The 25,233-nt window shown below is 74.0% G+C and carries 21 protein-coding genes; 9 read left to right on the top strand and 12 right to left on the bottom strand.

The features are described 5' to 3' along the window. Positions 1–39: 39 nt before the first annotated feature. The 3 genes from OG553_RS38410 to OG553_RS38420 form a co-directional block, all read right to left on the bottom strand. On the bottom strand, positions 40–783 hold the full coding sequence (locus OG553_RS38410) for an HAD-IB family hydrolase (RefSeq protein ID WP_331719317.1): 744 nt from the start codon (positions 781–783) through the stop codon (positions 40–42). A 22-nt stretch (positions 784–805) separates the two neighbouring features. Next, on the bottom strand, positions 806–1,921 hold the full coding sequence (locus OG553_RS38415; protein WP_331719318.1) for a ScbA/BarX family gamma-butyrolactone biosynthesis protein: 1,116 nt from the start codon (positions 1,919–1,921) through the stop codon (positions 806–808). A 141-nt stretch (positions 1,922–2,062) separates the two neighbouring features. Continuing rightward, the gene (locus OG553_RS38420; protein ID WP_331719319.1) at positions 2,063–3,130 is read right to left on the bottom strand and encodes an aldo/keto reductase; all 1,068 of its coding nucleotides are present in this window, start codon (positions 3,128–3,130) and stop codon (positions 2,063–2,065) included. A gap of 86 nt (positions 3,131–3,216) precedes the next feature. Here OG553_RS38420 and OG553_RS38425 point away from each other — a divergent pair, with 86 nt between their 5' ends. Beyond that, on the top strand, positions 3,217–4,803 hold the full coding sequence (locus OG553_RS38425) for an FAD-dependent monooxygenase (RefSeq protein ID WP_331719320.1): 1,587 nt from the start codon (positions 3,217–3,219) through the stop codon (positions 4,801–4,803). Between the two features lie 63 nt (positions 4,804–4,866). Here the strand turns inward: OG553_RS38425 and OG553_RS38430 are convergent, their stop codons facing one another. The 3 genes from OG553_RS38430 to OG553_RS38440 form a co-directional block, all read right to left on the bottom strand. Further along, the gene (locus tag OG553_RS38430; RefSeq protein ID WP_331719321.1) at positions 4,867–5,877 is read right to left on the bottom strand and encodes a glutathione S-transferase C-terminal domain-containing protein; all 1,011 of its coding nucleotides are present in this window, start codon (positions 5,875–5,877) and stop codon (positions 4,867–4,869) included. 126 nt (positions 5,878–6,003) lie between these two features. Continuing rightward, positions 6,004–6,852: a zinc-binding dehydrogenase gene (locus tag OG553_RS38435; RefSeq protein ID WP_331719322.1), complete on the bottom strand. Its 849-nt coding sequence runs from the start codon at positions 6,850–6,852 to the stop codon at positions 6,004–6,006. 49 nt (positions 6,853–6,901) lie between these two features. Then, entirely contained in the window at positions 6,902–8,074 is a 1,173-nt protein-coding gene (locus OG553_RS38440) for a hypothetical protein (RefSeq protein ID WP_331719323.1), read from the bottom strand. Positions 8,075–8,425: 351 nt separating this feature from the next. On the opposite strand from OG553_RS38440, the gene OG553_RS38445 reads away from it, so the two are divergent. The 4 genes from OG553_RS38445 (at position 8,426) to OG553_RS38460 (ending at position 15,920) form a co-directional block, all read left to right on the top strand. Further along, positions 8,426–12,400 (top strand): beta-ketoacyl synthase N-terminal-like domain-containing protein, encoded by a 3,975-nt coding sequence (locus tag OG553_RS38445; RefSeq protein ID WP_331719324.1) that lies wholly within the window; start codon positions 8,426–8,428, stop codon positions 12,398–12,400. 123 nt (positions 12,401–12,523) lie between these two features. Further along, positions 12,524–13,168, top strand: a complete 645-nt coding sequence (locus tag OG553_RS38450) for a TetR/AcrR family transcriptional regulator (protein ID WP_331719325.1) — start codon at positions 12,524–12,526, stop codon at positions 13,166–13,168. Between the two features lie 7 nt (positions 13,169–13,175). Continuing rightward, positions 13,176–14,246: a cell division protein ZapE gene (gene zapE, locus OG553_RS38455; protein WP_331719326.1), complete on the top strand. Its 1,071-nt coding sequence runs from the start codon at positions 13,176–13,178 to the stop codon at positions 14,244–14,246. A 174-nt stretch (positions 14,247–14,420) separates the two neighbouring features. Next, a complete protein-coding gene (locus OG553_RS38460) occupies positions 14,421–15,920 on the top strand; it encodes an MFS transporter (RefSeq protein WP_331719327.1) in 1,500 nt (499 codons plus the stop codon). A 103-nt stretch (positions 15,921–16,023) separates the two neighbouring features. Here OG553_RS38460 and OG553_RS38465 read toward each other — a convergent pair whose 3' ends face one another. From OG553_RS38465 to OG553_RS38475, 3 genes are all read right to left on the bottom strand, one after another. Then, entirely contained in the window at positions 16,024–16,848 is an 825-nt protein-coding gene (locus OG553_RS38465; protein ID WP_331719328.1) for a tyrosinase MelC2, read from the bottom strand. After that, on the bottom strand, positions 16,845–17,273 hold the full coding sequence (locus tag OG553_RS38470; protein ID WP_331719329.1) for an apotyrosinase chaperone MelC1: 429 nt from the start codon (positions 17,271–17,273) through the stop codon (positions 16,845–16,847). Before OG553_RS38470 ends, OG553_RS38465 begins: the two co-directional genes overlap by 4 nt. Before the next feature lie 170 nt (positions 17,274–17,443). Beyond that, positions 17,444–17,953: a RidA family protein gene (locus OG553_RS38475; protein WP_331719330.1), complete on the bottom strand. Its 510-nt coding sequence runs from the start codon at positions 17,951–17,953 to the stop codon at positions 17,444–17,446. Between the two features lie 277 nt (positions 17,954–18,230). Between OG553_RS38475 and OG553_RS38480 the strand changes: the two genes are divergently transcribed. Further along, positions 18,231–19,532, top strand: coding sequence for an LCP family protein (locus tag OG553_RS38480; RefSeq protein ID WP_331719331.1), 1,302 nt, complete (start codon positions 18,231–18,233; stop codon positions 19,530–19,532). Here the strand turns inward: OG553_RS38480 and OG553_RS38485 are convergent. Beyond that, a complete protein-coding gene (locus OG553_RS38485) occupies positions 19,498–20,112 on the bottom strand; it encodes a TetR/AcrR family transcriptional regulator (protein ID WP_331719332.1) in 615 nt (204 codons plus the stop codon). The two genes, OG553_RS38480 and OG553_RS38485, sit on opposite strands and share 35 nt — an antisense overlap. 170 nt (positions 20,113–20,282) lie before the next feature. Here OG553_RS38485 and OG553_RS38490 point away from each other — a divergent pair, with 170 nt between their 5' ends. Next, positions 20,283–21,146 carry an alpha/beta fold hydrolase gene (locus OG553_RS38490; protein ID WP_331719333.1) on the top strand — a complete coding sequence of 288 codons (864 nt, stop codon included), beginning with the start codon at positions 20,283–20,285 and terminating at the stop codon, positions 21,144–21,146. A gap of 4 nt (positions 21,147–21,150) precedes the next feature. Here OG553_RS38490 and OG553_RS38495 read toward each other — a convergent pair whose 3' ends face one another. Further along, the gene (locus tag OG553_RS38495; protein WP_331719334.1) at positions 21,151–21,816 is read right to left on the bottom strand and encodes a TetR/AcrR family transcriptional regulator; all 666 of its coding nucleotides are present in this window, start codon (positions 21,814–21,816) and stop codon (positions 21,151–21,153) included. Between the two features lie 110 nt (positions 21,817–21,926). On the opposite strand from OG553_RS38495, the gene OG553_RS38500 reads away from it, so the two are divergent. Together OG553_RS38500 and OG553_RS38505 are read left to right on the top strand one after the other, a co-directional pair. Next, on the top strand, positions 21,927–23,555 hold the full coding sequence (locus OG553_RS38500; protein WP_331719335.1) for an ABC-F family ATP-binding cassette domain-containing protein: 1,629 nt from the start codon (positions 21,927–21,929) through the stop codon (positions 23,553–23,555). A 35-nt stretch (positions 23,556–23,590) separates the two neighbouring features. Continuing rightward, positions 23,591–24,475 carry a virginiamycin B lyase gene (locus OG553_RS38505; protein ID WP_331719336.1) on the top strand — a complete coding sequence of 295 codons (885 nt, stop codon included), beginning with the start codon at positions 23,591–23,593 and terminating at the stop codon, positions 24,473–24,475. Here the strand turns inward: OG553_RS38505 and OG553_RS38510 are convergent. Further along, positions 24,465–25,106 (bottom strand): class I SAM-dependent methyltransferase, encoded by a 642-nt coding sequence (locus OG553_RS38510; protein ID WP_331719337.1) that lies wholly within the window; start codon positions 25,104–25,106, stop codon positions 24,465–24,467. The genes OG553_RS38505 and OG553_RS38510 overlap by 11 nt on opposite strands. Between the last annotated feature and the right edge of the window lie 127 nt (positions 25,107–25,233).

The following is a 25,233-nucleotide window of genomic DNA, read 5'->3' on the forward strand; positions in this document are numbered from 1 at the left end:
AGAGGTGGGGCGGGCCGCCGGACGCGGCCCGCCACGAGGTCAGGCACGCCCCGCCGCCAGCCGCCGCCAGCCGTGGCGGCGGGCGTGGGCGGCGAGTTCGGGGTCGTCGCCCACGGCGACCGGGCGGCCCACCGCGCCGAGCAGCGGCAGATCGCTGGAGTGGTCGCCGTAGCCCGAGCAGGCGGCGAGGTCGAAGCCGCGCAGGGCCGCGCTCAGCTCCACCGCACGCCCCTTGGCCGCGCCGATCATCGGGACCAGTACCTCGCCGGTGAGCACCCCGCGCCGCACCACCGGGCGCGAGCCCAGCGCGTGATCGGCGCCGATGTCCTCGGCGACGGGCTCCAGACAGGCGAAGAAGGAGCCCGAGAGCAGGACGACCGGCCGCCCCGCCGCCCGGTGCGCGCGCAGCTCCCGCGCCACCTCCGGGACGTACGGTCCGCCGGGCTGCGCCCGCTCGTGCGCGAACCAGGACCGCCCGCTGCGCTCCAGCAGGTCCACCGGCTCGCCCGCCAGCAGCCGGTAGTAGCGCCGGTTGATCTGCTCCCGGGGCTCACCGCGCCGGGCCGCGGCCCGCAGGCCGTCCGCCAGCCGCTCGTAGGTGGCCGGCGGCTCGCCCCGCCGGCGCAGGTGGAACGCCAGGAAGCGGAACATGCTCTTCATGCGGATCAGCGTCTCGTCCACGTCGCTGAACGCCGCGCCGTTCACCGCCCCCGCCGCGGTACCGGCGGGCCCCGCCCCCGGCGCGGCCGCTGCCGTCGCCGCCGTTGCCGTCATCACCGTCATCTCCGTACGTCCTCCTTCCGCTTCAGGCCGTCAGACGGGTCAGGACGAAGGAGAAGACGCACAGCGACTCGCCCCGCTGGGTCGCCTCCACCCGCACCGGCACCTGCTGGAGCGCCTCGGCCGGCTGCCGGTCCCCGGGACCGTCCGCCCATGGGGCGTCCTCCGGTTCCAGGACGCCGCCCTGGGTGTAGAGGGGGCCGTCGGACGGACCGCCGCCGGCCCGGGCGGTCAGCACCGTCTCGTCCTCCAGCTCGCCGAACCGGGTGAACACCACGTCCAGTTCGGTGACGAGGGTCTTCGCGCCCGCCAGCCCCCGGATGTCCAGGGCCGCGAACAGGGCCAGCTGCCGGGCCCCTTCGGCGATGACCATGCCGGGCAGGTGGTCCTGGGGGTGGTCGAACAGGCTGGCGTGCTGCGCCGGTATCCGCAGCAGGGCCTGCGCGGTGTCCCCGGCGACCACGGTGTCCACCAGGACCACGTTGTCCGGGTTGGCCCGCCCGACCAGGTGCGGGGCCGGCGGGGTGCCCGGAGTGCCGGCCGGGTACGCGGCCGAGGAGGGCAGCGCCACCCCGTCGCGGTTGTTCAGCCGCAGGGTCAGGTAGCCGGTCGGCGTCTTGAAGCGCAGCCCGACGGCCGCCTGCCCGATCACCACCCCGCCGACGGTCAGGTCGATCTCGTAGTCGAGCCCGGTGACCCGGCCCTCGCGCTCCTTGCGGTCCACGATGGTGACCCGCAGGGCCAGCGCGATCGGCGCCGATCTCACCACCACCATCTGCGGCCGGTCCAGGCGCAGCCGCAGGTGCGTCAGGATGAACTTGTTGTCGGACGGGACCCCGTAGAAGCGGTGCGCCCCGGCCAGGGCGGACTGCCGGCAGGCCTCCAGGAGCAGCAGCGGGTCGTAGCAGCCGGGGCGCAGCAGGTGGTCCCCGTAGTAGGCGTGCGAGCGGGGCAGCTGGGCGCCCGCCGCGTAGCGCTGTTCGTCGATCGGCTGGAGGTCCGTCAGGAAGACCTCCCCCAGGGCGTCCCGGTGGACCAGCAGCCGGTCCACGGTACGTGTGTAGTCCAGGGCGGGGAGCGCGGAGGGCGGCGCGGGCGGCGCGGGCGCGGCCACGGGCGCGGCGGCGGGTGCAGTGGTCATGGGGCCTGGCTTCCTGTCGCGGTGGTGGTGGTTCCCGGTGGTGGGTCGGTGCGCGTACGGGGAGGTGGCCGCGGCGGCCCGGGGCCGGGCCGCCGCGGCCGCGCCGGCCCCGCCGGCGGGGGAGGCGGCGGGGCGGCGGGCTCAGGCCGGGTAGACGTCGCCCGGCAGCTTGCGGTCGGCGCCGACCGTGCCGATGTGCCAGTACGGGTAGGGCGCCGGGGTCTCGCTGACCTTGTCGAGGCGGGCCAGCTCGTCCTCGGTGAGGGTCCACTCCATCGCCTGGAGGTTGTCGGCCAGCTGGTGCGGCTTGGTCGCGCCGACCACCGCCGAGGCGATCGCGGGCTTGGCCAGCACCCAGTTGAGCGCGACCTGCGCCACGGTCGCCCCGCGGTCCTCCGCGATCTGCGCCATCGCGTCCACGATGTCGTACGCCTGGTCGGGGTCGGTCAGCGGCGCCGACTCGGCGGCGGTGCGCTGCGAGAGCCGGCTGCCCTCGGGACGGCCCTCGCCCCGGCGGTACTTGCCGGTGAGGAAGCCGCCGGCCAGCGGCGACCAGGCGGTGATGCCGACGTTCTGGTCGACGGCGAGCGGGATGATCTCGCGCTCCAGGTCGCGGGCGGCGATGTTGTAGTAGCCCTGGTAGCAGACGAAGCGGCTGAGGTTGCGGCGGTCGGAGACCGACAGCGCCTTCATCAGCTGCCAGCCGGCGAAGTTGGAGACGCCGATGTAGCGGACCTTGCCGGAGCGGACCAGGTCGTCGAGGACGCGCAGGGTCTCGTCCAGGGAGGTCCGCGGGTCGAAGCCGTGGATGTGGTAGAGGTCGATGTAGTCGGTGTCCAGCCGCCGCAGGCTGGCCTCGACCGCCGCGATCAGGTGGTGGCGGGTGGCGCCGACGTCGTTCGGGTCGTCGGTGATGCGCCAGCGGCCCTTGGTGCCGATGACGACGCGGTCGCGGACCTTCTTCAGGGTGCGCCCGAAGAACTCCTCGCCCATCCCGTTCTTGTAGACGTCCGCGGTGTCGAAGAAGTTGATGCCGGCGTCGAGGGCCTGGTCCATCATCGCCAGCACGTTGGAGTCGTCGACGGTGCCGAACTCGGACCAGTTGCGGTCCTCGGCACCCAGGAAGCTCGCCGCGCCGCCGAAGGTCATGGCGCCGAAGCACAGTTCGGACACGGACAGGCCGGTGTCGCCCAGGTAGCGGTAGCGCATCTTCTCTTCTCCTGCGATCGGTGTATAAGATTGCGATGAACCATAAGACATCTGATAGTAGTCGTCAATGAGATGGAGGAGCGTTCATGTCCACCACCCCGCCCCCGGAGCCCGAGCCCTACGACGTGCTGGTCGTCGGCGCCGGACCGACCGGGATGACGGCCGCCTGCGAACTCCTGCGCCGCGGCGTGCGCGTACGCGTCATCGACCGCGCCCCGGAGCCGTCACCGCTCCCCAAGGCCCTGCTCGTGTGGCCGCGCAGCCTCGACCTCTTCGAGGACCTCGGCATCCTGGACGACCTGCGCGCCGCCGCCCTCCAGATCAACGCGTTCAGCTACTTCTCCGACCGCACGCGCCTGGCCACCTTCGACTTCCCCCAGCACCTCGCCCCGCTCTGCCTCCCGCAGAACGCGACCGAGGAGGTCCTGCGCCGCCGCATGCACTCCCTCGGCGGCAAGGTCGAGCACGGCGTACGCCTGCTCACCCTGGAGGACCTCGACTTCGCCGGCCGCGTCGACGGGACCGGCCCCGTCACCGCCGTGCTGGAACACGCCGACGGCCGTATCGAACGCACCCGCGCCCCCTTCGTCATAGGCACCGACGGAGCCTCCAGCGCGGTCCGCGCCCAGCTCGGCAGCGGGTTCGAGGGCAGCACCTACGAGAGCGCCTTCGCCCTCGTCGACGCCCGGATCGAGGGCACCCTCCCGCCCGACCAGGCCCTCTACTACCAGTCGCCCGCCGGGGCCCTCGTCATCGTCGCCCTCCCCGACGGGGTCTACCGGTTCTTCTCCAGCCTCGCCCCCGGCGAGAACGCCGGCCTGGAGCGGATGCAGCAGATCGTCGACGAGCGCGGCCCGCGCGGCGTCCGCCTCGTCGAACCCCTCTGGGAGACCGTCTTCCGCATCCACGCCCGGCACGCGGGCACCTACCAGCTCGGCCGCGTCTTCATCGCCGGCGACGCCGCCCACGTGCACAGCCCGGCCGGCGGCCAGGGCATGAACACCGGGATGCAGGACGCCCACAACCTCGCCTGGAAGCTCGCCGCCGTCGTCCGGGGCGAGGCCCCGGCCGCCCTGCTCCGCGACTACGGCGCCGAACGCTCCGCCGTGGTCCGCCGGGTCGTGCGCGACACCGACATCCAGACCCGCGGCTGGCTGGTGCGCGGCCGGCTCGCCGTCGCCGCCCGCGACGCGGCCTTCCGCGCCGCCGAACGCACCGGCGCCTTCCGGCTCTACGCACCCGTCATGGCCGGCCGCCGCCTCTCCTACCCCGCCCGGCGCCCCACCCAGCTGCCCGCCGGCCGCGGCGGCTGCTCCGCCCGCGCCAAGCTGCCCGGAGCGCTGGAGGTGGGCGCCGTCTTCCCGCGCGAGCTGGCCCTCGCCCACGGCATCGCCGGCCCCGGTGCGCAGGCCCCGAACTGGACCCTCGCCGTCGTCTGCCGGGGCACCGCCGCCGCCTGGCGCACCCAGCTCCGCGCCCTCGCCGCCCCCTGGCCCCAGGTGCGCACCGTGGACCTCGCCGCCGGCTCCGCCCGCCGCCCGACCGGCTGCGGCCGGTCCGGCTACTACCTGATCCGGCCCGACGGGCACGTCGCCGCGCACGGCCACGAGCGCGACACCGGGCGGCTGCTGGAGGAACTCGCCGAATGGCTGGGCCCGGCCGCCCGGGACTGACACCCCCGCGCACAGCACGGAGGGGGCGGCCGCAGGGCCGCCCCCTCCTCGCGTACTGCCGGTTCAGCCGTGCGACGGCGCCCCCAGCGGGGGCACGGCCTCCTCGGCGGCCGGCGGCCCGGGCGGGGTGCCGTCCCCGAACGGGCGCCCGCCCAGCGCCTCCCGGCCGTGCGGTTCGAGCCACCCCGACGGGTCGGGGCCGGCCGGCACGATCCCGGACGGGTTGATGTGGCTGTGCACGACGTAGAAGTGCTGCTTGATGTGGTCGAAGTCGACCGTGTCCCCGAAGCCCGGCGTCTGGAACAGGTCCCGGGCGTACGCCCACAGCACCGGCATGTCCGAGAGCCGCTGCCGGTTGCACTTGAAGTGGCCGTGGTAGACGGCGTCGAAGCGCACCAGCGAGGTGAACAGCCGGATGTCCGCCTCCGTGATCGTGTCGCCGACCAGGTAGCGGGAGCCCGCCAGCCGCTCCGAGAACCGGTCGAGTCGGTCGAAGAGCGCCCCGTACGCCTCCTCGTACGCCTCCTGGGACTTGGCGAACCCGGCGCGGTAGACGCCGTTGTTCACGTCCGCGTAGATCTCCTCGTTGACCGCGTCGATCTCCGCCCGCAGCGCGGCCGGGTACAGCTCCGGCGCCCCCTCGCGGTGGTACGCCGCCCACTCCAGCGACAGGTCCAGGGTCATCTGCGCGTAGTCGTTGGTGACCACCTCGCCGCTCGGCACGTCCACGATCGCGGGCACGGTGATGCCCCGGTCGTAGTCGGGGTAGCGGGCGAAGTACGCCTCCTGCAGCCGCTCTATCCCGAGCACCGGGTCGCGGCCGTCCGGGTCGAGGTCGAAGGTCCAGCTGCGCTTGTCGTGCGTCGGCCCGGCGACGGCCAGCGGCAGGGCCTTCTCCAGCCCGAGGAGCCGGCGCACGATCGTCGCCCGGTGCGCCCAGGGGCAGGCGCGGCTCACCACGAGACGGTAGCGGCCCGGCTCCACCGGGAAACCGTCGCGTCCGTCGGCGGTGATCCGGGTGGTGATGTACCGGCTGTCCCGCGTATATCCCTTGTCGGGGCGTACGTTGCTCATCCCCGGGGCCTACCCAGGAACCGGGCCGGCGAGCGGCCGTTCCACCGGCGCTCCACCGCCCCTCCCGCGGACACGCCCGAGCCCTCCCGCCGCGGCCGCGCGGCAGGAGGGCTCCGGGGGCGTCCGTCAGGCGCTGATCCGCCGGTCCAGGGCGGCGGCGGGCCGGCCGAGGGAGAGCTCGCCCGTGGTCAGCAGGTCCAGCAGCTGCGCCAGTTCGCGGTCCTCGGGCGTCGCGGTACGGAAGACGAAGTGCCGCAGGCCCGCCTGCTCGGGTCCGCCGAAGAACCGGAAGAAGCCGATGTCCGCGCCCTGCGGGGCGAAGCTCTCGTACAGGAACACCGTCCCGCCGTCGGCGGTCAGACCCCGCCCGGCGGCGATCAGATCGCCCGCGGCGGCCTCGTACACGATGTCGAAGGAGCCCTCGAAGGCCTCCGGCTCCGCGTCCGCCGTCACCGTCCGACGGGCACCCAGCCGGGCCGCCTCCGCGGCCTCCCCGGCGTCCCGCACCACGGCGGTCACCTCGGCGCCCAGCGCCCCCGCCAGCTCCACCAGCAGCCGGCCGATGCCCCGGCCCGCACCGGTGACCAGCACCCGGCGGCCGGCCACCGAACCGGCACCGCGCACCAGGCGCAGCGCGGTCAGCACCGCGACCCGCAGCGCGGCGGCCTGCTCGAAGCTCACGTGGTCGGGCAGGACCACGGCGTACTCGGAGGGCAGGGTCATGTACGAACCCCACTCCGTACCCGTGGCCACGCCCACCACCCGGTCGCCGGGCTGCGGGCTGAACCCCTCGGGGGCGGCCTTGAGGACGACCCCGGCGACGTCCCAGCCCGGCAGCCAGCCCTCGGGAAGGGGCTCGGCCCGGATCATCTCGTCGATCTCGGGGGCCACCGCGCGCACGGCGATCAGGATCTCGTCCTCGGCCTGCTCGGCGGCGCCCCGGGGGGAAGGGAGGGTGTGGGACTGGTGGGACATGGAAGTTCCTCTCGTACCTGGTGGTGTTTCCTCAGGACTCGTCATCGGTTCAGAACTCTTCGGCCGTCAGGAGCGGGGCCCCGTCCAGGCGGTCCACCGCGACCACGTCGAAGACCTCGGGCTGCTCCAGGACGAAGGACGGCAGGCTGAGCCGGCTCTCCAGCACCTGGTACCTGATCCAGTCGTGGGTGTAGTGGTCGTCCGGCACCCCGGGGGCCAGCACCACCCGCAGCTGCACCCGCTGCCCCCGGCCCACGGCCACCTGGGCGGCCGTCACCTCACCGGTGGCCAGGGCGGAATCGGCCAGCTCCCGGGCCGAGACCCCGCGCCCGTGCAGGCGGAAGTACGGGTCGGCGGGACCGAAAAGCCGCAGGGCCGGCCCCTCGGCGCCGCAGACGCAGTACGCGTACTCGCCGCGCTCCTGCGTCGCGTACCGGATCAGCGGCGGATCGCGGCGGGCGTCGAGGGTGGTGACCAGCAGCCGTCCGTCGACCACCTCGACCAGCTGGTGCGGCAGCGGGTGGTAGAGCCCGGCCAGGCAGTGCGGCCCGTGGCGCGCCACGACCCCGGTGGCCGGGGACCCGTACAGGCGCCAGACCCGGGTGTACGGGAAGCGGTCGGCGAGCAGCGCGTCGGAGGTGGTGTCGTGCAGGGTCCCGCCCAGCAGCAGGGTGCGCAGCCAGGGCAGGGGCCGTCCGGCGCCGGCCGCGCCCGCGAGCCGGGCGACCGTCTCGGGAGGGGCGCTCACGGCGGTCACCCCGGTACGTGCGAAGAAGTCCAGCCACCCGTCCTGCGCGCCGTCCGGCAGCGGGCCGAGCGGCAGGCAGGCGGCGCCCGAGGCGGCGGCGAAGCGGTTGAAGAAGTGGTGGTCGGGGCGCAGGCGTTCGCAGGAGTGCAGGTTCACCAGCACGTCGGAGGGGCCCAGCGGGCTCCACGCCTCGCGCACCCGCCCGGCGAACACGTCGTCGGGCAGCAGGCTCAGGGCGGGCGTGCGGACCGTGCCGCCGTCCGCCCAGACCAGTGAGGCGGCCGCCTGGGTCCCGGAGGCGAGGACCTCCTCGGTCGCCAGCGCCAGTTCCTGCCGGGTCAGGACCGGAAGGTCCGTCAGGCGCAGCGGACCAGTGGTCGGGAGAGAGGCGTACTTCGCCCGGAGCGCGGGGATCCGCACCGCCCGGCGCAGCAGGTCCGGCAGCTCGCCGGGCCCGTCCGGACCGTCCGGCACGCCGGGTCCGCCGGGACCGTCCGGTGCTCCTGCCCCTGCCTCTGCCTCTGCGCCCGTCCCTGGTAACGCCGTTCGCTGTGACATTCGCGGAGCCAATGGAGTTCACCCCTTCTCGCTCACAGGTCCGACTGGAGTTCATTCTTGGGCTTGGGTCTAACTTTCTACTACAGCCCAACGAGTTTGGGAAGCGGGTCACTTGAGGTCGCTCGCGGAGGGTTTCTGGAGGGGCGGAATCCGGATATGGCCCCCGATCCATCATTGTTCTGGGGTACAGACTTGAACTACGATCGAGGCGCGGTGGAGCTGCGGGGAGGCGGCTCCCGCGCACTCACACCCATCGAGGGGGCTCTCGTGGCAGCGTGGAACGAAGAGACGACCGTCGCGGTCGTCGGCATGGGATGCAGGTTCCCCCAGGCCAACAGCATCGGGCAGTTCTGGGACAACCTGGTCGCCGGCACCGATTCGGTGACCCCGGTACCGGCGGACCGCTTCGACATCGACGCGTACTACGCGCCCGAGCCGGGCGTTCCCGGCAAGACCGATTCCCGCTACGGCGGCTTCCTGGACGACCCCTTCGGCTTCGACACGGAGTTCTTCGGGATCTCCCCCGCCGACGCCGCCGCCATGGACCCGCAGCACCGGCTCCTGCTGCTCGTCTTACGCGAGGCGCTGGACGGGGCGGGCATCCGGCCCTCGACGCTCGCCGGCACCCAGGCCGGGGTGTTCATCGGCCAGGCCACCGCCGAGTACACCCGCGGCGAGGACCTCGGCGCCCACACCCTCAGGGAGGTCGCGGGCAGCGGCGTACGCGCCATGGCCGCCGGCCGCATCTCCTACGACCTCGACCTGCGCGGCCCCAGCGTCACCCTCGACGCCGCCTGCTCCTCGTCCCTGGTGGCCGTGCACATGGCCCGCCAGAGCCTGCTGACCGGCGAGAGCGACCTCGCCGTCGCGGGCGGGGCCAACGTCATCCTGTCCCCCCACGAAGCCGTCGCCTACTCGCAGGCCGCGATGCTCTCGCCCGCCGGCCGCTGCCGGTTCGGCGACACCGCCGCCGACGGCTTCGTCCGCAGCGAGGGCGTCGCCGTCGTCGTCCTCAAGCGGCTGCGCGACGCCCTCGCCGCCGGCGACCCGGTCCTCGCCCTGCTCCCCGGCAGCGCCGTCACCAACGACGGCCGGGCCAGCGGCTCCCTGATCCGCCCCGCCGTCCAGGGCCAGACCGCGATGATCCGGAACGCCTGGCGCAGCGCCGGGGCCGACCCGGCCCGGCTGGACTACGTCGAGGCCCACGGCACCGGCACCCCCACCGGAGACGAGGTCGAACTCCTCGCGCTCGCCGAGGCCGTACGCGGCCACCGCCCCGCCGGCCGGCCGCTGCGGATCGGCTCGGTCAAGACCAACATCGGGCACGCCGAAGCCGCGGCGGGCATCGCCGGACTCGTCAAGACCGTGCTGATCGTCCGGCACGGCATCGTCCCCGCCTCGCTGCACGCGACCAGCCCCCACCCGCTGCTCGAAGGGCCCGACGCCCCGCTGCGGCTCGTCACCGCCAACGAGCCCGCCGCCAACGAGCCCGCCGCCGCGGAGCCCGTCGCGGGCGATCCCGCCGCCGGGGACCAGCCCGCCGGGGACCCGGCCGCCCCGGCCGCCCCACGGGAAACCCCCGTCGTCGCCGGCGTCAGCTCCTTCGGCCTCTCCGGCACCAACGCCCACGTCGTCGTCGCCTCGCCCCCGCCCCGGCCCGCCGAACCCCCGCACGGCCCCGCCGAACTGCCCCCGGACCGCCCCACCCACCTGCTGGTCCTCAGCGCGCACTCGCCCGCCGCCCTGCGCCGCCTCGCCCTCGCCCACGCCGCCCACCTCGCCCCCGGCGGAGCCGGCCGCGACCACCCCCTGTGGGACCTCTGCGCCACCGCCGCCCTCCACCGCGACACCCACCCCCACCGCCTCTGGGCGACCGGCGCCGACCACGACGAACTCGCCCTCGCCCTGCGGGCCCTGGCCGAGGACCGCCCCACCCCGGCCGGCGGCACCGGCGAAGCCGGCTTCGCCGGCCCCCGCCGCCCCGTGTTCGTCTTCCCCGGCCAGGGCGCCCAATGGCCCGGCATGGGCCGGTCGCTGCTCGCCTCCTCACCGGCCTTCCGCGCCGCCCTGGACGCCTGCGACACCGCCGTCCGCGCCGAAACGGGCCGGTCCGTACGCGAACTCGTGGCGGCCGCCCCCGACACCTACGACTTCCCCGACCGGGTCGACACGCTCCAGCCGCTGCTGTGGTCCGTTCAGACGGCACTCGCCGCGCACTGGCGCGACATGGGCGTCGACCCCGAGGTCTGCGTCGGCCACAGCATGGGCGAACCGGCGGCCGCGGCCACCACCGGGGCCCTGTCCCTCGCCGACGCCGCCGCCGTCATCTGCCGCCGCAGCGCCCTCCTCCAGCGCACCACCGGCCAGAACGCCATGCTCGCCGTGGAACTCCTGCCCCAGCGGGCCCAGGACCTCATAGCGGACGAGCCGGACGTCTGCGTCGCCGCCGAGAACGCCCCCACCAGCACCGTGCTGGCCGGCGACCGCGCCGCCCTGCGCCGGATCGCCCGCCGCCTGGAGCAGCAGGGCGTCTTCCACCGCCTCGTGCGGACCAACGTCGCCTCCCACTGCCCGGCCATGGACCCGCTGCGCGAGGACCTGCTCGGCCTGCTCGCCCACCTCAGCCCCCGCCCGGCCGGCACCCCCATGCACTCCACCGTCCGCACCGCCTACCTCGACGGCGGCGAACTCGACGCCGGCTACTGGGCGGACAACCTCCGCCGGCCCGTCCGCTTCGCCGAATCCGTCCGCCACCTGGCCAAGGAGGGCGAGAACGTGTTCGTCGAGATCAGCCCCCACCCCCTGCTGAGCGGAGCCGTCGAGGAGACCCTCCGGGAACTGGGCGCGCCCGCCGCCGTCGTCACCTCCACCAGCCGCCGCGCCCCCGAGGACGAGGCCCTGACCCTCGCCCGGTCCCTAGGCGCCTACTTCGCCCTCGGCGGCACCGTCCACTGGGAGCGCTGGTTCCGCGGCGGCGCCCACCCCGCCCCGCTCCCCGCCTACCCCTGGGAGGCCGAGCCCCTGCGCCGCCCCCAGACCGTCACCCCCGCCGGCGCCCCCGTCGGCCGCAGCCACACCGCGGAGATCGCGTACGACCACCGGGTCGCCGGCATCCGGCTGCGCGGCCTGACCCCCGTACCGCCCGTCGCCCACCTCGCCCACCTCCACGAGCTGGCCCGCACCGCCGCCCGCGCCGAAACCGTCACCATCACCCGCGCCCTCGTCGGCGAGGAACTCGTCGAAGCCCCCGCCGAGGGCGCGACGAGCACCGTACGGATCCGGCTCGACCCCGCCCGGCCCGGCTCCTTCACCGCCCGCGTCGACACCACCGGCGCCTCCCCCCTCCCCTGCCTGCGCGCCGAAGTGGACACCACCCCCGCCGAGCCCTCCCGCTACCGCCCGGCCGACTTCGACGCCGCCCTCGCCCGCTGCCGCCGCCACCTGACGCCCCGGGAGTTCCTCGACGGCGCCGCCCGCCGCGGGTACGAGGTCCTGCCCGCCCTGCGCACCCTGCGCCACCTGTGGGTGCGCGGCGGCGAAGCCATAGCCCAGATGTCCCGGCCCGGCCCCGGCACACCCGAACAGGGAGCCTGGGAAGCCTGCTTCCTCCCGCTGCTCGCCGCCCTGCCCCACACCCCCGGCGACCACCGCGCCTACACCGCCGAGTCCTTCGGACGGGTCCGCTTCCACGCCGGGCTCACCGAGGAGTTCTGGGTGCACGCCACCATCACCCCGCTGCTGCGCGGGGACGCGGCCCGCGCCGCCGTCCACGTCGTCGGCCCGGACGGCCGGGTGCTCGCCGAGTTCCACGACATCCTCGTGCGCCGCGTCGGAGCCGCCCCCTCCGTGTCGACCCGGCTGCGCTCCGCCCTCGGGATCGAGCCCCGGCGGCCGCGCACCGCCCCCGTGGTGCGGGCACCGTACGGAACCGGTCCGGCGCCGCAGGAGTCGTACACCCGTGAAGAGGGACGGGAAGAGGAGCGCGAGAGACGCCCGGCGGACCGCGCCGACCAGTTCGTCGGCCGCGCGGCGCGGGTGCTGGGCATGGCCCCCGAACGCATCGACGTGCGCCGTTCGCTGCGCGACTACGGGATCGACTCCCTGACGGCCACCCAGCTGAGCCGGGACCTGCGCTCCACCCTGGACTGGGAGATGCCGGTCCGGATGCTCCTGGGAGAGCTGAGCATTCGAGCCATCACCGCAGGTCCGGCTGTGTCATCGGTCATGGAAGCTGTACTGTGATGCATAAATTGATCGTGATACAAAAGGTATAGGCGCCGGTGCGGCGGCCCATCTCCCGCCGCTGACAACGTCAGTGAGGCCAGCGGCCCTGCGCGCCGGCGGTTGCGCGAAGGAGCCCCCCACATGACCAGCAGCAACATCACCGCAGATCCGCCACAAGGCCGCCGCGAGCGCAACAAGCAGCGCGTCCGCGACAGCATCTACTACGCCGCCATCGAGCTCTTCGCGGACCAGGGGTACGACCAGACCACCGTCGACGAGATCGCCGAGCGGGCCGACGTGGCGCGCGGCACCTTCTTCAACCACTTCCAGAAGAAGGAGGACCTCATCACGGAGTGGGGCGCCAAACGCCGCGACGTACTGCGCGAGGGCCTCGCCGCCGCCACGGAGACCGACCCCCGCCGCGCCCTCCTGGAATGCATGGGCCTGCTGGCGGACATCAGCCTGCGCGACCCCGCCCTGACCCGGGCCCTCACCACGGCCTGGGTCAAGGCGGGCTACATCCTCCAGGAGGAGCCCTACCTCAGCGACATGCTGGGCGACTTCGTCATCGAGGCCCGCCGGCGCGGCCAGGTCCCCGACTCCGTGGACCCGCGCCTCGCCGGACTCCTGCTGCGCGACGTCTACTTCGGCACCGTCTTCCGCTGGGTGCAGCGCCCCGAGGGGGAGAGCGACCTGGCGGCCGACCTGCACACCGCCTGCGAGACCGTCCTCGACGGCATCATGCCGCTCCCGGCCGACCGCTCCTGTTCCGGCGGAGAACGGTGATCATCAGTTGATACGCGAGTTCGAACGCGCCGCCCGGCAGGCCGGATTCGTCCTGGACGACGCCCAGCGGCAGGCCGCCCTCAGGCTCGGCGAGCTCGGCGCCGAGATACTGGCTGCCGGCACGACGCGGCGCCTGGGGCTGTTCGGCCGCCGCGCCGCACCGCCGCGCGGGGTCTACCTGTGGGGTTCGGTCGGCCGCGGCAAGAGCTGGCTGACCACCGCCTTCTACGAGGCCGTGCCGGTGCGGAACAAGCGCCGGCTGCACTTCCACGACTTCTTCCGCGAGTTCCACGCCGCCTACCACCGCCACCGGAGCGACCACCGGGTCACCGACCGCGCCGTCGCCGAACTCCTCGGCGACTGCCGCTTCCTCGTCTTCGACGAGTTCCACGTCCACGACGCCGGTGACGCGATGCTCATCGGCCGGGTCCTCAGGTCGATCCTCGACCAGCGGATCACCCTGCTCACCACCTCGAACTACCCCCCGGCCGGACTGCTCCCCAACCCGGTCTTCCACGAGATGTTCGAGCCCACGATCAGGATGCTCGAAGAGACCATGGACGTGGTCGAGCTCGGCGGCGGACACGACTACCGGTCCGCGTACGGATCCGGCGCGCCCCGCTCCGAGTTCGAACGCGGGGCGTACGTCTGGCCCGGTACCGCGGAGCAGCTCGCCGGCCGGGGCCTGACCCCGCCCGCGGCCGCCGAGCGGCGGCAGGTGGAGGCGGGCGGCGGACGCACCGTGTCCGCGCTGGCGGTCCGCGGCGACCTGGTCTGGTTCGACTTCCACGACCTGTGCGACCGGCCGTACTCGACCGCCGACTACCTGGCGGTCGTCGACCGCTTCCCCGTCTGGGTGCTCTCCGGCCTGCCCCGCCTGGCCGGGGAGGACCGGGACGCGGCCCAGCGGTTCGCCAACCTCGTCGACGTGCTCTGCGACCGGGACGTACGCCTCGTCCTCGTCGGCCAGGCGCCCCTCGAAGAGGTGCTGCGGGGCGAGAACCTGCCGCTCGACGTCAACCGGACCGCGAGCCGCCTGTCGCTGCTGTCCGCCACGGCCGACTCCGACGCGCGCTGAACGGGGCCGGCATCCGCCGGCCCCGTTTGTCATGACCGCAAAAAATGGATCGCCGCACCCTCTTGCGTACACCGTACCCATCGGGCGTACAGTGTGCGCAGCACCGGAACGGTGTACGCGCCGAGTGGGCCTCGTCAACGGGACGCACCGACGGACGAAGAAAGGGAACGAGCCATGGAAACCAGGAACCCCCGCCGCTGGTGGATCCTGATCGTGCTGTGCCTGAGCTCGCTGGTCCTGGTGGTCGACTCCATGGCCCTGACGGTCGCGGTGCCCTCCATGACCACGGACCTCGGCGCGAGCGCGCAGGACACCCAGTGGATCCTCGACTCCTACATCCTGGTCTTCGCCGGGCTCCTGCTCACCTCCGGCAGCCTCGGCGACCGGTTCGGCCGCCGCCTGGTCATGCTGGTCGGGCTGGTCCTCTTCGGTGCGGCCTCACTGGCCGCGACCTACTGCTCGAACCCCGGCGAGGTGATCGCCGTACGCGTCGCGATGGGCGTCGGCGGCGCGCTCATCATGCCGTCCACCCTCTCCATCCTCATCACCGTCTTCGACGAGGACGAGCGGCCCAAGGCGATGGCGGCGTGGGGCTCGGTCTCCATGCTCGGCCTGGTGGGCAGCCCGGTCCTCGGCGGTGTCCTGATCGACCACTTCTCCTGGCAGTCGATCTTCTTCATCAACGTCCCGGTCGTCGTCCTCGCCGTGATCGCCGCCCTCACCCTGATGCCCGAGTCCAAGGGCCCCTGGCAGAAGCCCGACCCGCTGGGCGCCGTCCTCTCCGCCGTCGGCATGACCGCCCTGGTCTGGTGGATCATCGAGATCCCCCAGCACGGCGCTTTCGAGGGCCGCTCCGCGCTCACCCTGGCCGTCGCGGTGGCCTGCCTCGCGGGCTTCGTGATCTGGGAGAACACCACCCCCTCCCCGATGGTCCCGCTGGTCCTCTTCAAGAACCGCAACTTCAGCGGCGGTTCGCTCTCCCTGACCCTCGTCCAGATCGGCAACGGCGGCCTGCTGCTGGTCCTGACCCAGTACCTGCAGTTCGTCCTCGGCTACTCGCCCCTCAAGGCCGGCCTGGCCTTCGTCCCGCTCGCCGTGGCCGCCCTGGTCGGCAACGGAGCGGGCGCCGGCCTCGCCTCGAAGGTGGGCAACCGCCCCCTGATCGTCGGCGGCATGATCGTGATGGCCGGCTCCTTCGCCCTGCTGACCACCGCCACCCCCGACTCCGGCTTCACCGTCCCGGCGGTCGCCCTGGGCCTGCTCGGCCTCGGTGCCGGTGCGGCCATGCCGGCCGCCGTCGGCGCCCTGATGGCCACCATCCCCGAGGAGAAGGCGGGCGTCGGCTCGGCCCTCAACGACACCATCGGGCAGGCCGGCAGCGCCCTCGGCATCGCGATCCTCGGCTCGCTCCTCGCCTCCGGCTTCGCCGCCGGGATGCCCGCGGGATCGCCGGAGGAGGCCAGGCACTCCATCGTCGGCGCCCTGGCCGTCGCCGGCGGGGACCAGGGCATGGTGCGCACGGCCCGCGAGGCCTTCGTCACCTCGATGTCGACGACCTTCACCATCAGCGCCGCCGCCATCCTGGCCGCCGCGGTCCTGGCCCTCCTGGTCATGCGGGACCGCAAGCAGCCCGAGCCCGCCGAGCCGGCCGCGTCGGAACCCGCCGCCGCCTGACCGGCTCCGCCGTCCGGCGGCCGCACCACCGAAAGGGCCCGCGCCCCCCACCGGAGGGGGCGCGGGCCTCTTCACGTACCGCGCGGCCCTCCGGCCCCGGTCGCTACGGCTTGTCGAACGTGTAGAACCGGCGGTGGTCCAGCATGTCGGCCGGGGTCACGTTGTTCCACGGCGGCAGCACGCCCTGCAGGTCGATCACGTTCTGCGTCCGGGACGCGGGCAGGTAGCCGGCCTTGGGGTTGCGGGCCTGCCAGTCCGCCCAGAGCTTGTCGATGAAGGCGTGGTGCAGCCAGAACACCGGGTCGTTGGGGGAGGCCGCGGTGGCCATGTGCCCGCCCACCCACACGTGGACCCGGTTGTGCAGGTTGGACCCGCGCCAGCCCTCCAGGTGGTTGCGGAACCCGCTCGACGAGCTGTTCCACGGCGCGGTGTCGTACACCGGCATGGCCAGCACCGCGTCCACCTCGGCCCTGGTCGGCAGCTGCGGCACCCCCGACCCCAGGACGCGCCGCAGGTAGTCGCGGCGGTCCACGCCCACCGTCACCGGCCACCGGCCGCCGGTGTAGGCGAACGGCCCGTCGAGCACCTGGCCGTCCCGGCCCCGCCGGCTGCCGCCCATGAAGTCCGAAGCCCACAGGGGGGAGTTGGGCGCCCGGTCGACGGTCCAGTCCCAGTACGGCAGCGCCACGTTGCGGTCCACCCGCTGGAGCGAGGCCTCGAAGTCCAACAGGAACCGCCGGTGCCAGGGCAGGAAGGACGGCGTACGGTGCCCGATCCGGGGCCCGAAGTCCGAGTCGCTCATCAGGTAGTAGTTGTGGGCGTTGACGTACCGGTCGTAGACGCCGGTCCGCTTCAGCTCCAGCACCGCGTTGACGAAGGCCCGCTTCTCGTCGGGAGTCAGCGCGGCCACGCTCTTGCGCACGGTCACAGCTGCGGAGCCTCCTTCGGGAGCGTGAACGGGGAGAGTTCGGCGCCCTGGAGGTCACGGATGGCGGCGCGGGCGGCCGCGACCGGGTCCGGGAAGCTCTCGTAGTGGTTGACGACGGTGACCCAGCTGCCGTCCGCGTTCCCCATCAGGTGCAGCTCTTTGCCGTCGATCTTGATGTTGGGCATCGGCATCCCGTGGTGCCCCGCGGCACCCAGCGTGATCTGGATGCGGCGCCCCTCGTACACCTCGTCGATGCCGCCGGTGGGTATGGACAGGGGCGCCCCCGAGGCGCCCGGGGTCCCGGAGGCACCAGAGGCCCCGGCCGCCGGGGCCGGGGCCGACGAGGACGAGCAGGCGCTCAGCCCCAGGGCGATGGACGCCCCGGCACCGATCCCCAGAGCCTGTCGGCGAGTGATCTTCTTCATGGCCTGAAGAAGTACCAGAAGGCCGAAACCGGCTGATCAGTGCCCCCTACAACAAGATCCCCGCGCCTTCGGCGGGCCCACGACGACAGCCCGCGTCCGCGGCCGGTCGTACCGGCCGCGGACGCGGGCTGCAGGGGGGATGCGCGGCGGTCACCGCGCGGCGCACTCGGTCAGGAGCGCGGCGAGACCTTCACGATGGCCTCGATCTCCACCAGCTGGTCGGCGAAGGCCAGGTCGGAGACGCCGACGATGGTGTCCGTCGTGCGGTGCTTGCCGACGTACTCCTTGTGCAGGCGGGCGGCCGTGTCGAAGTTCTGGCGCAGGTCCTTGGTGTAGATCTTCATGCTGATGATCTGGCTGCGCGGCACCTTGTAGTGCTTGAGGACCTTGTCCAGGTTCTCGAACGACACGCGGACCTGCTTCTCGAAGTCGCCGACGCCCACCAGGTTCCCGGCCGCGTCGTGCGAAAGCTGCCCCGAGATGTAGATCTCGTCGCCGGCCTTGATGGCCTGCGAGTAACCGTAGGTCTCCTCCCACGGCACCCCGAACCCGAAGTGGTCCCAGCCGCGGCGCGCCGTGTCCTGCGCAGTCGCCGCCTGCGGTCCAACGAAGGTGATCATCGCGGCCACGATCGCGGCCACCACGGTGGCGATGCCGAACTTGCGCCTTGACTTGGTCATTCCTGTCGTCCTTTCGTCCCCAGTGGAGCCTCGCGTCAACGAAGCTGCCAGGGCCCGAAGGAGAACTCCTCGAACGCGAGTGGAACCGGCCACGGGACACGCCGGGGAACCGGCCACAGGACCGGCGTCGACCGCCGGGCTCCGGGCACTGGGCACCGGGCACTGGGCAATCCGGGCGTCCACCACGGCGCGTAACCACCGCCCGCCCCCACCGCGGCAGTACGGTCCTCCCGCGGCTTCCGCCACCACCTCACCGGACCACGTCAGGGGATGCGCGTTGCGTCGACTCACCGTTGCCCTCACGCTGCTGGCCACCCTCGCCGCGGGCGCCCACACGGGCCCGCCGGCCCTGTCCGCCGAGCTCGGCACGGGCGGCAGCGGCGACGGAAGCCGCGGCACGAACGTCCTCGTCGTCGGCGTCGACAGCCGCGCCGGCCTCTCCGCCGCCGAGAAGCGCCGCCTGCACGTCGGCGGCCAGGGCTGCAACTGCACCGACGTGATGATGCTCGTCCACCTCTCCGCGAACGGGCGCCGCGCCAGTGTCGTCTCCATCCCCCGCGACTCCTACGTCCAGTACCCGCTCCCCGGCCCGCCCCGCTTCGGGAAGATCAACGGGGCGTACGCGATCGGCGGCGGCCCGCTGACCGTGCGCACCGTCGAACAGGTCACCGGCCTCCACGTCGACCACTACCTCGAAACCGGGTTCACCGGCTTCGAGCAGACCATCGACAACCTCGGCGGCGCGACCGTCTGCACCGACGAACCCCTCCACGACGAGGGATCCGGCCTCGACATCACCGCCGGCGTCCACCACACCAACGGCAACCAGACCCTGCGCTACGTCCGCGCCCGGCACGTCAACACCCGCCCCGGCGACCTCGGCCGGGTCCGCCGCCAGCAGCGCACCGTCACCAACCTGCTGGCCCGCCTCACCGCCGAAGGAGCCCTCTCCGGCCCCGTCAACACGGTCCGCACCGTCCGCACCCTCCTCAAGACCGTACGCACCGACGCCGGGACGGACCTCCACGACCTCGTGCGCATCGGCTGGGCGCTCGGCCGGCTGCGCGCCGACCGCACCGAGTTCGCCACCGTCCCCATCCGGCTCTTCGACCACCGCGTACCCGGCGTCGGCTCCACCCTCGTCTGGCACGAGTCCCGCTCCGCCGCCCTCTGGGACGCCCTCGCGGACGACCGCCCCATCACGGGCGACCCCCGCATCCAGCCCGTCCCCGAAACCCCCGTCGACACCAACCCGGGCGGCATCAGGCTCCGCGCGGACGACCCCGCCGTCGCCGAGGCCCTCGCCCGCGGCGGCTTCCGGGCGACCTCCGGGCCCGCACCCGCCGTACGCCCCGGGGGCCCGCCCGTCATCACGTACGCCCCCGCGCTGCGGGCGGACGCCGCCACCCTCGCGGCAGCCCTCCCCGGCGCCCGCCTGAACCCCGCCCCGGGCCACGACACCACCTTCGACGTGGCCGTCGGCACCACCCCGGTCGAGGTCAAGACGGTGACCTGGGACCGCAACAAGGCCGACGGCGCCCCCGTCACCGCGAACGCCCTCCGCTGCCCGGCCGGCTGACGGACGCGGCGACCCCGTCCATCAGGATGCCCACGAGGTCACGGGTGTAGGTGTCGGCGACCGCGTCCCGGCGCACCAGGATCCGCATCCACAGGGCGCCGGCCAGCGCGTCCACCAGCGGCGCCGGATCGGCGTCGGGCGGCAGGTCGCCCCGGGCCACCGCGCGCTCGAACACGGGCTGGTGGCGGCCGAAGCGGTCGTCGAGGAAGGAGACCACGAGGTCCCGCATCGCCTGGTGGCGCACCGCCCCGACCAGTGCGGCCTCGACGATCGTCCGCCGGTGCTCGTCGTCCAGCAGCTGCTGGACCTGCTCGGCGATCGCCGTCAGGTCGCCGCGCAGGCTGCCGGTGTCGGCCGGATCGAACCGCAGGACGTGCGAGTGCAGCAGCGCGTCGCGCAGCAGCTCCGACTTGGACGACCACCAGCGGTAGATGGTCGTCTTGTTGACCCCGGAGCGCTGGGCCACGCCCTCGATGGTCAGGGAGTCGAAGCCCAGGCTGCCCAGCATGTCGAGCGTGGCCGTGAAGATCTCGGCCCTGCGCCGCGGCCCGCCGCTCCCTCCGCCTTGCCTCTGCGTCACCGTCGGCCCCTTCCGTGCCAGTGGGACGGCCAGGCTACTGCAACGCAACGTGGTGTTGCGCTTGGCGGGCCCCGCTCCTAATATGCAACGCAACGTTGCGTTGCATATCGGCGCCGTGCCGCACCGCACCGCACCGCACCGCACCTGCCATGGGGCCACGGGGGAGAGACATGAGCGCAGACCGAACGGCGGCCCCTGGCACGGGACTCGGTCCCGCCCCGGGCCGTCCCGGCATCTGGACCGCCGGAACGGCCGGGGGCGTTCCCCTGGTCCTCGTCCACGGGATCCGGCTCTCCGCGCGGATGTGGGACCCCCACGCCCGCCGGCTGGCCCCCCGTTTCCGGATCACGGCTCCCGACCTGCCCGGACACGGAACCCTGCGCGACCGCCCGTTCGGCCTGGAGGAGGCGGTCGAGCGGGTCGGCCTCGCCGTGGCGGAAGCCGTCCGTGCCACCGGCCGCCGCCCCCTGGTGGCGGGCGCCTCCCTCGGCGGATACGTCGCCCTCGCCTACGGCGCCGCACGCCCCGCCACCGCCGCCGCCGTCCTCGTCCAGGGATCCACCGCCCGGCCCGACGGGGCCACCGGCCGGATCTACCGAGCGGCAGCCCGCACCTTCGCGGCACTCGGCCCGGCCCGCGCCGCCCGCCTCGGCGACCGGATGCTCAGGCATCGGCTGCCCGCCGAGAGCTACGGGGCCGTGATGGCCGGCGGACTCGCCATGCCCGCCTTCGCCGAAGCCGTCGCAGACCTCACCCGCAGCGACTTCCTCGACGTCGCCGGCCGCTGCCGGCTGCCCGTCCTGTTCGTCAACGGCCTCGGCGACCCCCTCTTCCGCACCCACGAGAAGGAGTTCGTCGCGGCCGTCCGCGCCGGCGGCGGACACGCCCGGCTGTTCCACGTACGGGGCCCGCACACCATGTCCCTCAGCGACCCCGCCGCCTTCAGCAGGATCCTGGAACGCGGCCACGCACTCCTCTCCGAAGCACACCCCGAAGCCTTCGCGGCCCCGTCCCCGTCCCGCCGGGAGCGCTGAACGGTCACCCGCCGTCCGCGGCCGGGACCCCGTGGACCCCCGCCCTCCCCGCCGCCGCGGCACCGGCCGCGGCCCGGCCGGGCAGGGCCGGGTCCGGGGCCGCCCGCAGGAGCAGCAGCTCGTGGTAAAGCGGGGCGGTCGCCGCGACCAGCAGCGCGCGGGCGTCGACCGGGCCCGGCAGCTCGCCCCGCCCGACGGCGCGCTCGACGACCACCGCGCAGCGCGCGTACCGGTCCTCCCAGAACCGGGCCAGGGCGCCCGCCGCCTCGGCCGAGCGGAAGCCCGCGGCGATCAGCGCCGTGGTCAGGCTGGGCCCGTCGCCCGCCAGGGCCCCGTAGACCTCCTGGTTGAGCGCGGTGAGGTCCCCCTCCAGCGATCCGGTGTCGGGCGGGCTCCACATGTCGTCGGCGGCGGCGTCGAGCACGTCGGCCAGCAGGCCGCCGACGTCGCGCCAACGCCGGTAGACGGTGGTGCGGTGCACGCCCGCCCGCTCGGCGACCGTGTCGACCGTCAGCCCGTCGTACCCGCCCGTCATCAGCAGCTCGCCCACCGCCGCCAGCACCTGCGCCCGGACCCGGGCGCTGCGCCCGCCCGTCCGGCGCCTCGGCGTGGCCGAATCCGGTTGATCGTCATGGCCGGAACCCTCGCTTGCGTGCTCAGCAGCATCCATGGAACGATCTTAAAGCAACATCAGTCGCAATAAGGAGCCCCCAGTGATCCTCACCCGCCACCAGGCCAACCCCGCCCCCGCTCGCACCCCCGAACCCCTGGAGCCGCTCCATGACCGCACAGCTCACCGCGACTGACCTCGGCAAGTCCTACGCAGGCCGCACCGTCCTCGACTCCGTCGACTGTTCCGTCACCGACGGAACCCGCCTCGGCATCGTCGGCGAGAACGGATCCGGCAAGTCGACCCTCCTGCGCCTGCTCGCCGGAGCCGAACGCCCCGACACCGGCACGGTCACCGTCCGCGCCGAAGGCGGCATCGGCCACCTCGCCCAGGAAGAGAACCTCCCCGCCCACCTCACCGTCCAGCAGGTCCTCGACCGTTCCCTCGCCGGACTCCGCGCCATGGAGCACCGCATGTGCCGCCTGGCGGCCCGCATGGCCGGGGGCGACACCGCGGACGAGACCCTCACCGCCTACGCCGACCTCCTCACCGCCTTCGAACTGCGCGGCGGCTACGACGCCGACGCCCGCACCGAACGCGCCCTGCACGGCCTCGGACTCCTCGGCCTGCCCCGCGACCGCACCGCCGGCGAACTCTCCGGCGGCGAACAGGTCCGGCTGCGCCTGGCCGCCCTGCTGGCCTCCGCCCCCGAGGTCCTCCTGCTCGACGAACCCACTAACCACCTCGACCACACGGCCCTGACCTGGCTGGAGGACCACCTCCGCGCCCGCCGCGGCATCACCGTCGCCGTCTCCCACGACCGGCGGTTCCTGGAGCGCGTCACCACCTCCCTCCTGGAGGTCGACGGGGACCTCCACCGCACGGTCCGCTACGGCAACGGCTACGCCGGCTACCTCGCCGGCCGCGCCGCCGAACGGCAGCGCCGCTCCCAGGCCCACACCGCCTGGCGCGAGGAGACGGACCGGCTGCGCGAGTCCGCCGCCGTCACCGCCCGCAAGGTCGCCCCCGGCCGGGCCATGAAGGACGGCAACAAGATGGCCTACGACCGCGCCGCCGGCCGGGTCCAGCAGTCCCTCGCCAGCCGGGTCCGCAACGCCGAGGAACGCCTCGCCCGGCTGCTCGCCCGCCCGGTCCCCGCCCCCGCCGACCCGCTCCGGTTCACCGCCGTGCCGCGCTCCACCGCCGCCGCCACCCCGCGCGGCCCGGTCCTCACCGCCGAGGGCGTGTCCCTCGCGGGCCGCCTGGCACCGGTGGACCTCACCCTCCAGCCCGGCGGCCGGCTCCTGGTCACCGGCCCCAACGGCGCCGGCAAGAGCACCCTGCTCGGCGTTCTCGCCGGCACCGTCACCGCCGACCGGGGCCGGGTCGTCCGCCGTGCCCGGACCGGCCTGCTGACCCAGCACACCCCTCCGGGGCCGGCCGGGCGCCCGCTCGTCGAGGCCTTCGCCGCGGGCCGCCCCGGCACCCCCGGGGAACACACCGAACAGCTTCTGGCGCTCGGCCTGTTCGCCCCCGGACAGCTCGCCACCCCGGTCGCCGCCCTCTCCGCGGGCCAGCGCCAACGGCTGGCCCTGGCCCGGCTGGTCACCGAACCGGCCGACGTGCTGCTCCTGGACGAGCCCACGAACCACCTCTCGCCGGCCCTGGCCGAGGAACTGGACGAGGCCCTCGCCTCCTTCCCGGGCGCCGTGGTCGTCGTCAGCCACGACCGCCGCCTGTGCACCCGCTGGCAGGGCGACCGCCTTCCCCTCCGGGCCCCGGCCACCGCCGCGGCCTGACCCGCCCTCCCCGTCCACCCCTCGAAAGGCCCCCCTTGACCCGCCTGATCCACACGTACGCCCTTCCCACCCCGGACGCCGGCCCCTACGCCCTCACCGCCGGCCCCGACGGCAACATCTGGTGCACCCTGGTCCACGCCGGCCGCATCGCCCGCCTCACCCCCGACGGCCGGATCGACGAGTTCCCCCTCGACGCCCCCGGCTGCGGCCCGACGCTGATCACCGCCGGCCCCGACGGCGCCCTGTGGTTCACCCGCAACCGCGACCACCGCGTAGGCCGCCTCACCCCCGACGGCGAAGCCCGCTCCTTCCCCGTCCCCGGCTCCGACCCGGGCCCGTACGGCATCACCGCCGGTCCGGACGGCGCCGTCTGGTTCACCACCCTGAACACCGCCACCGTCACCCGCCTCACCCCGGCCGGCGAACTCACCGAACACGCCCTCCCCGGGGGCTCCTTCCCGTCCTTCGTCACCACCGCCGCCGACGGAGCCCTGTGGTGCACCCTCAACCAGGGCGACGCCCTCGCCCGGATCACCGTCACCGGCGAGACCACCCTCCACCCCCTGCCCACCCCCGGCGCCGCCCCCGTGGGCCTCGCCGCGGCCCCGGACGGCACCCTCTGGTTCGCGGAGATCGGCACCGGCGGCATCGGCCGCCTCACCCCGGAGGGCATCACCGAACACCCCCTGCCGGACCCGCGGTGCCGCCCGCACGCCGTGGCGGTGGCCCCGGACGGCTCCTGCTGGTACACGGCGTGGGCCACGGGCCGCATCGGCCGCGTCACCCCGTCCGGCACCGTCACGGAGTTCCCCCTCGCCACCCCCGCCTGCGAACCCCACGGCCTCGCCTTCGCCTCCGACGGCACCCTCTACGTGGCCCAGGAGACCGGCGAGATCACCCGCTGGGACGTCAGCCGCTGACCCCGTCCGCCCGGGCCATCACGTGGGCTTCCAGGAAGCCCCGTTCGGAGGCCGGACCGTGGACCAGCCGGGCGAACGGGTCGAGTCCCACCCCGGCCAGCAGGTCGGCGAACCGGTCCACCGGCCAGCTGTAGGCGGGCGCCACCTTGTGGTCGAAGCGCACCGGCTCCGGTCCCTCGGCCACGGAGAACGAGACCAGCAGCAAGCCGCCCGGCGCCAGCACCCGCACCTGCTCGGCGAGCAGCGCGGGCAGTTCCCCGGGCGGGGTGTGGATCATCGAGTGGTGGGCGAGCACCCCGCCGAGGGCGCCGTCCTCCACCGGCAGGGCCTCCATCCGTGCCTCGTCGAACCGCAGCGCCGGACGCGCCCGCCGGGCGTGCTCCACCATGCCCGGCGAGAGGTCGAGCCCGAAGGCGTCCAGCCCCAGCTCGTGCAGCAGCCCCGTCAGATGCCCGGGCCCGCAACCGACATCGGCCACCCGGGTGTTCCCCGTCTCCCGCACCAGCTCGGCGAAGGTACCCAGCATGGCCCGCGCGAACGGCCGCGTCTCCAGCCGGTCGGCGAACAGCGAGGCGTACAGCTCGACCACCCCGTCGTAGCCGGCCCTCGTCCCGTCCCGATATGCACCCACCGCCGCAACCTACCCGCCCCGAAGCGAGCGCACCGCCCCCGACAGCAGACTTGCCAGATCTAGGCAACATGAATTTCCTCGATTGACAACATACTTCCCCTGCTGGGTTAATAAGTCGCCGCACCTT

This window comes from Streptomyces sp. NBC_00158 (genome assembly GCF_045160885.1).
Classification (GTDB): Bacteria; Actinomycetota; Actinomycetes; order Streptomycetales; family Streptomycetaceae; genus Streptomyces.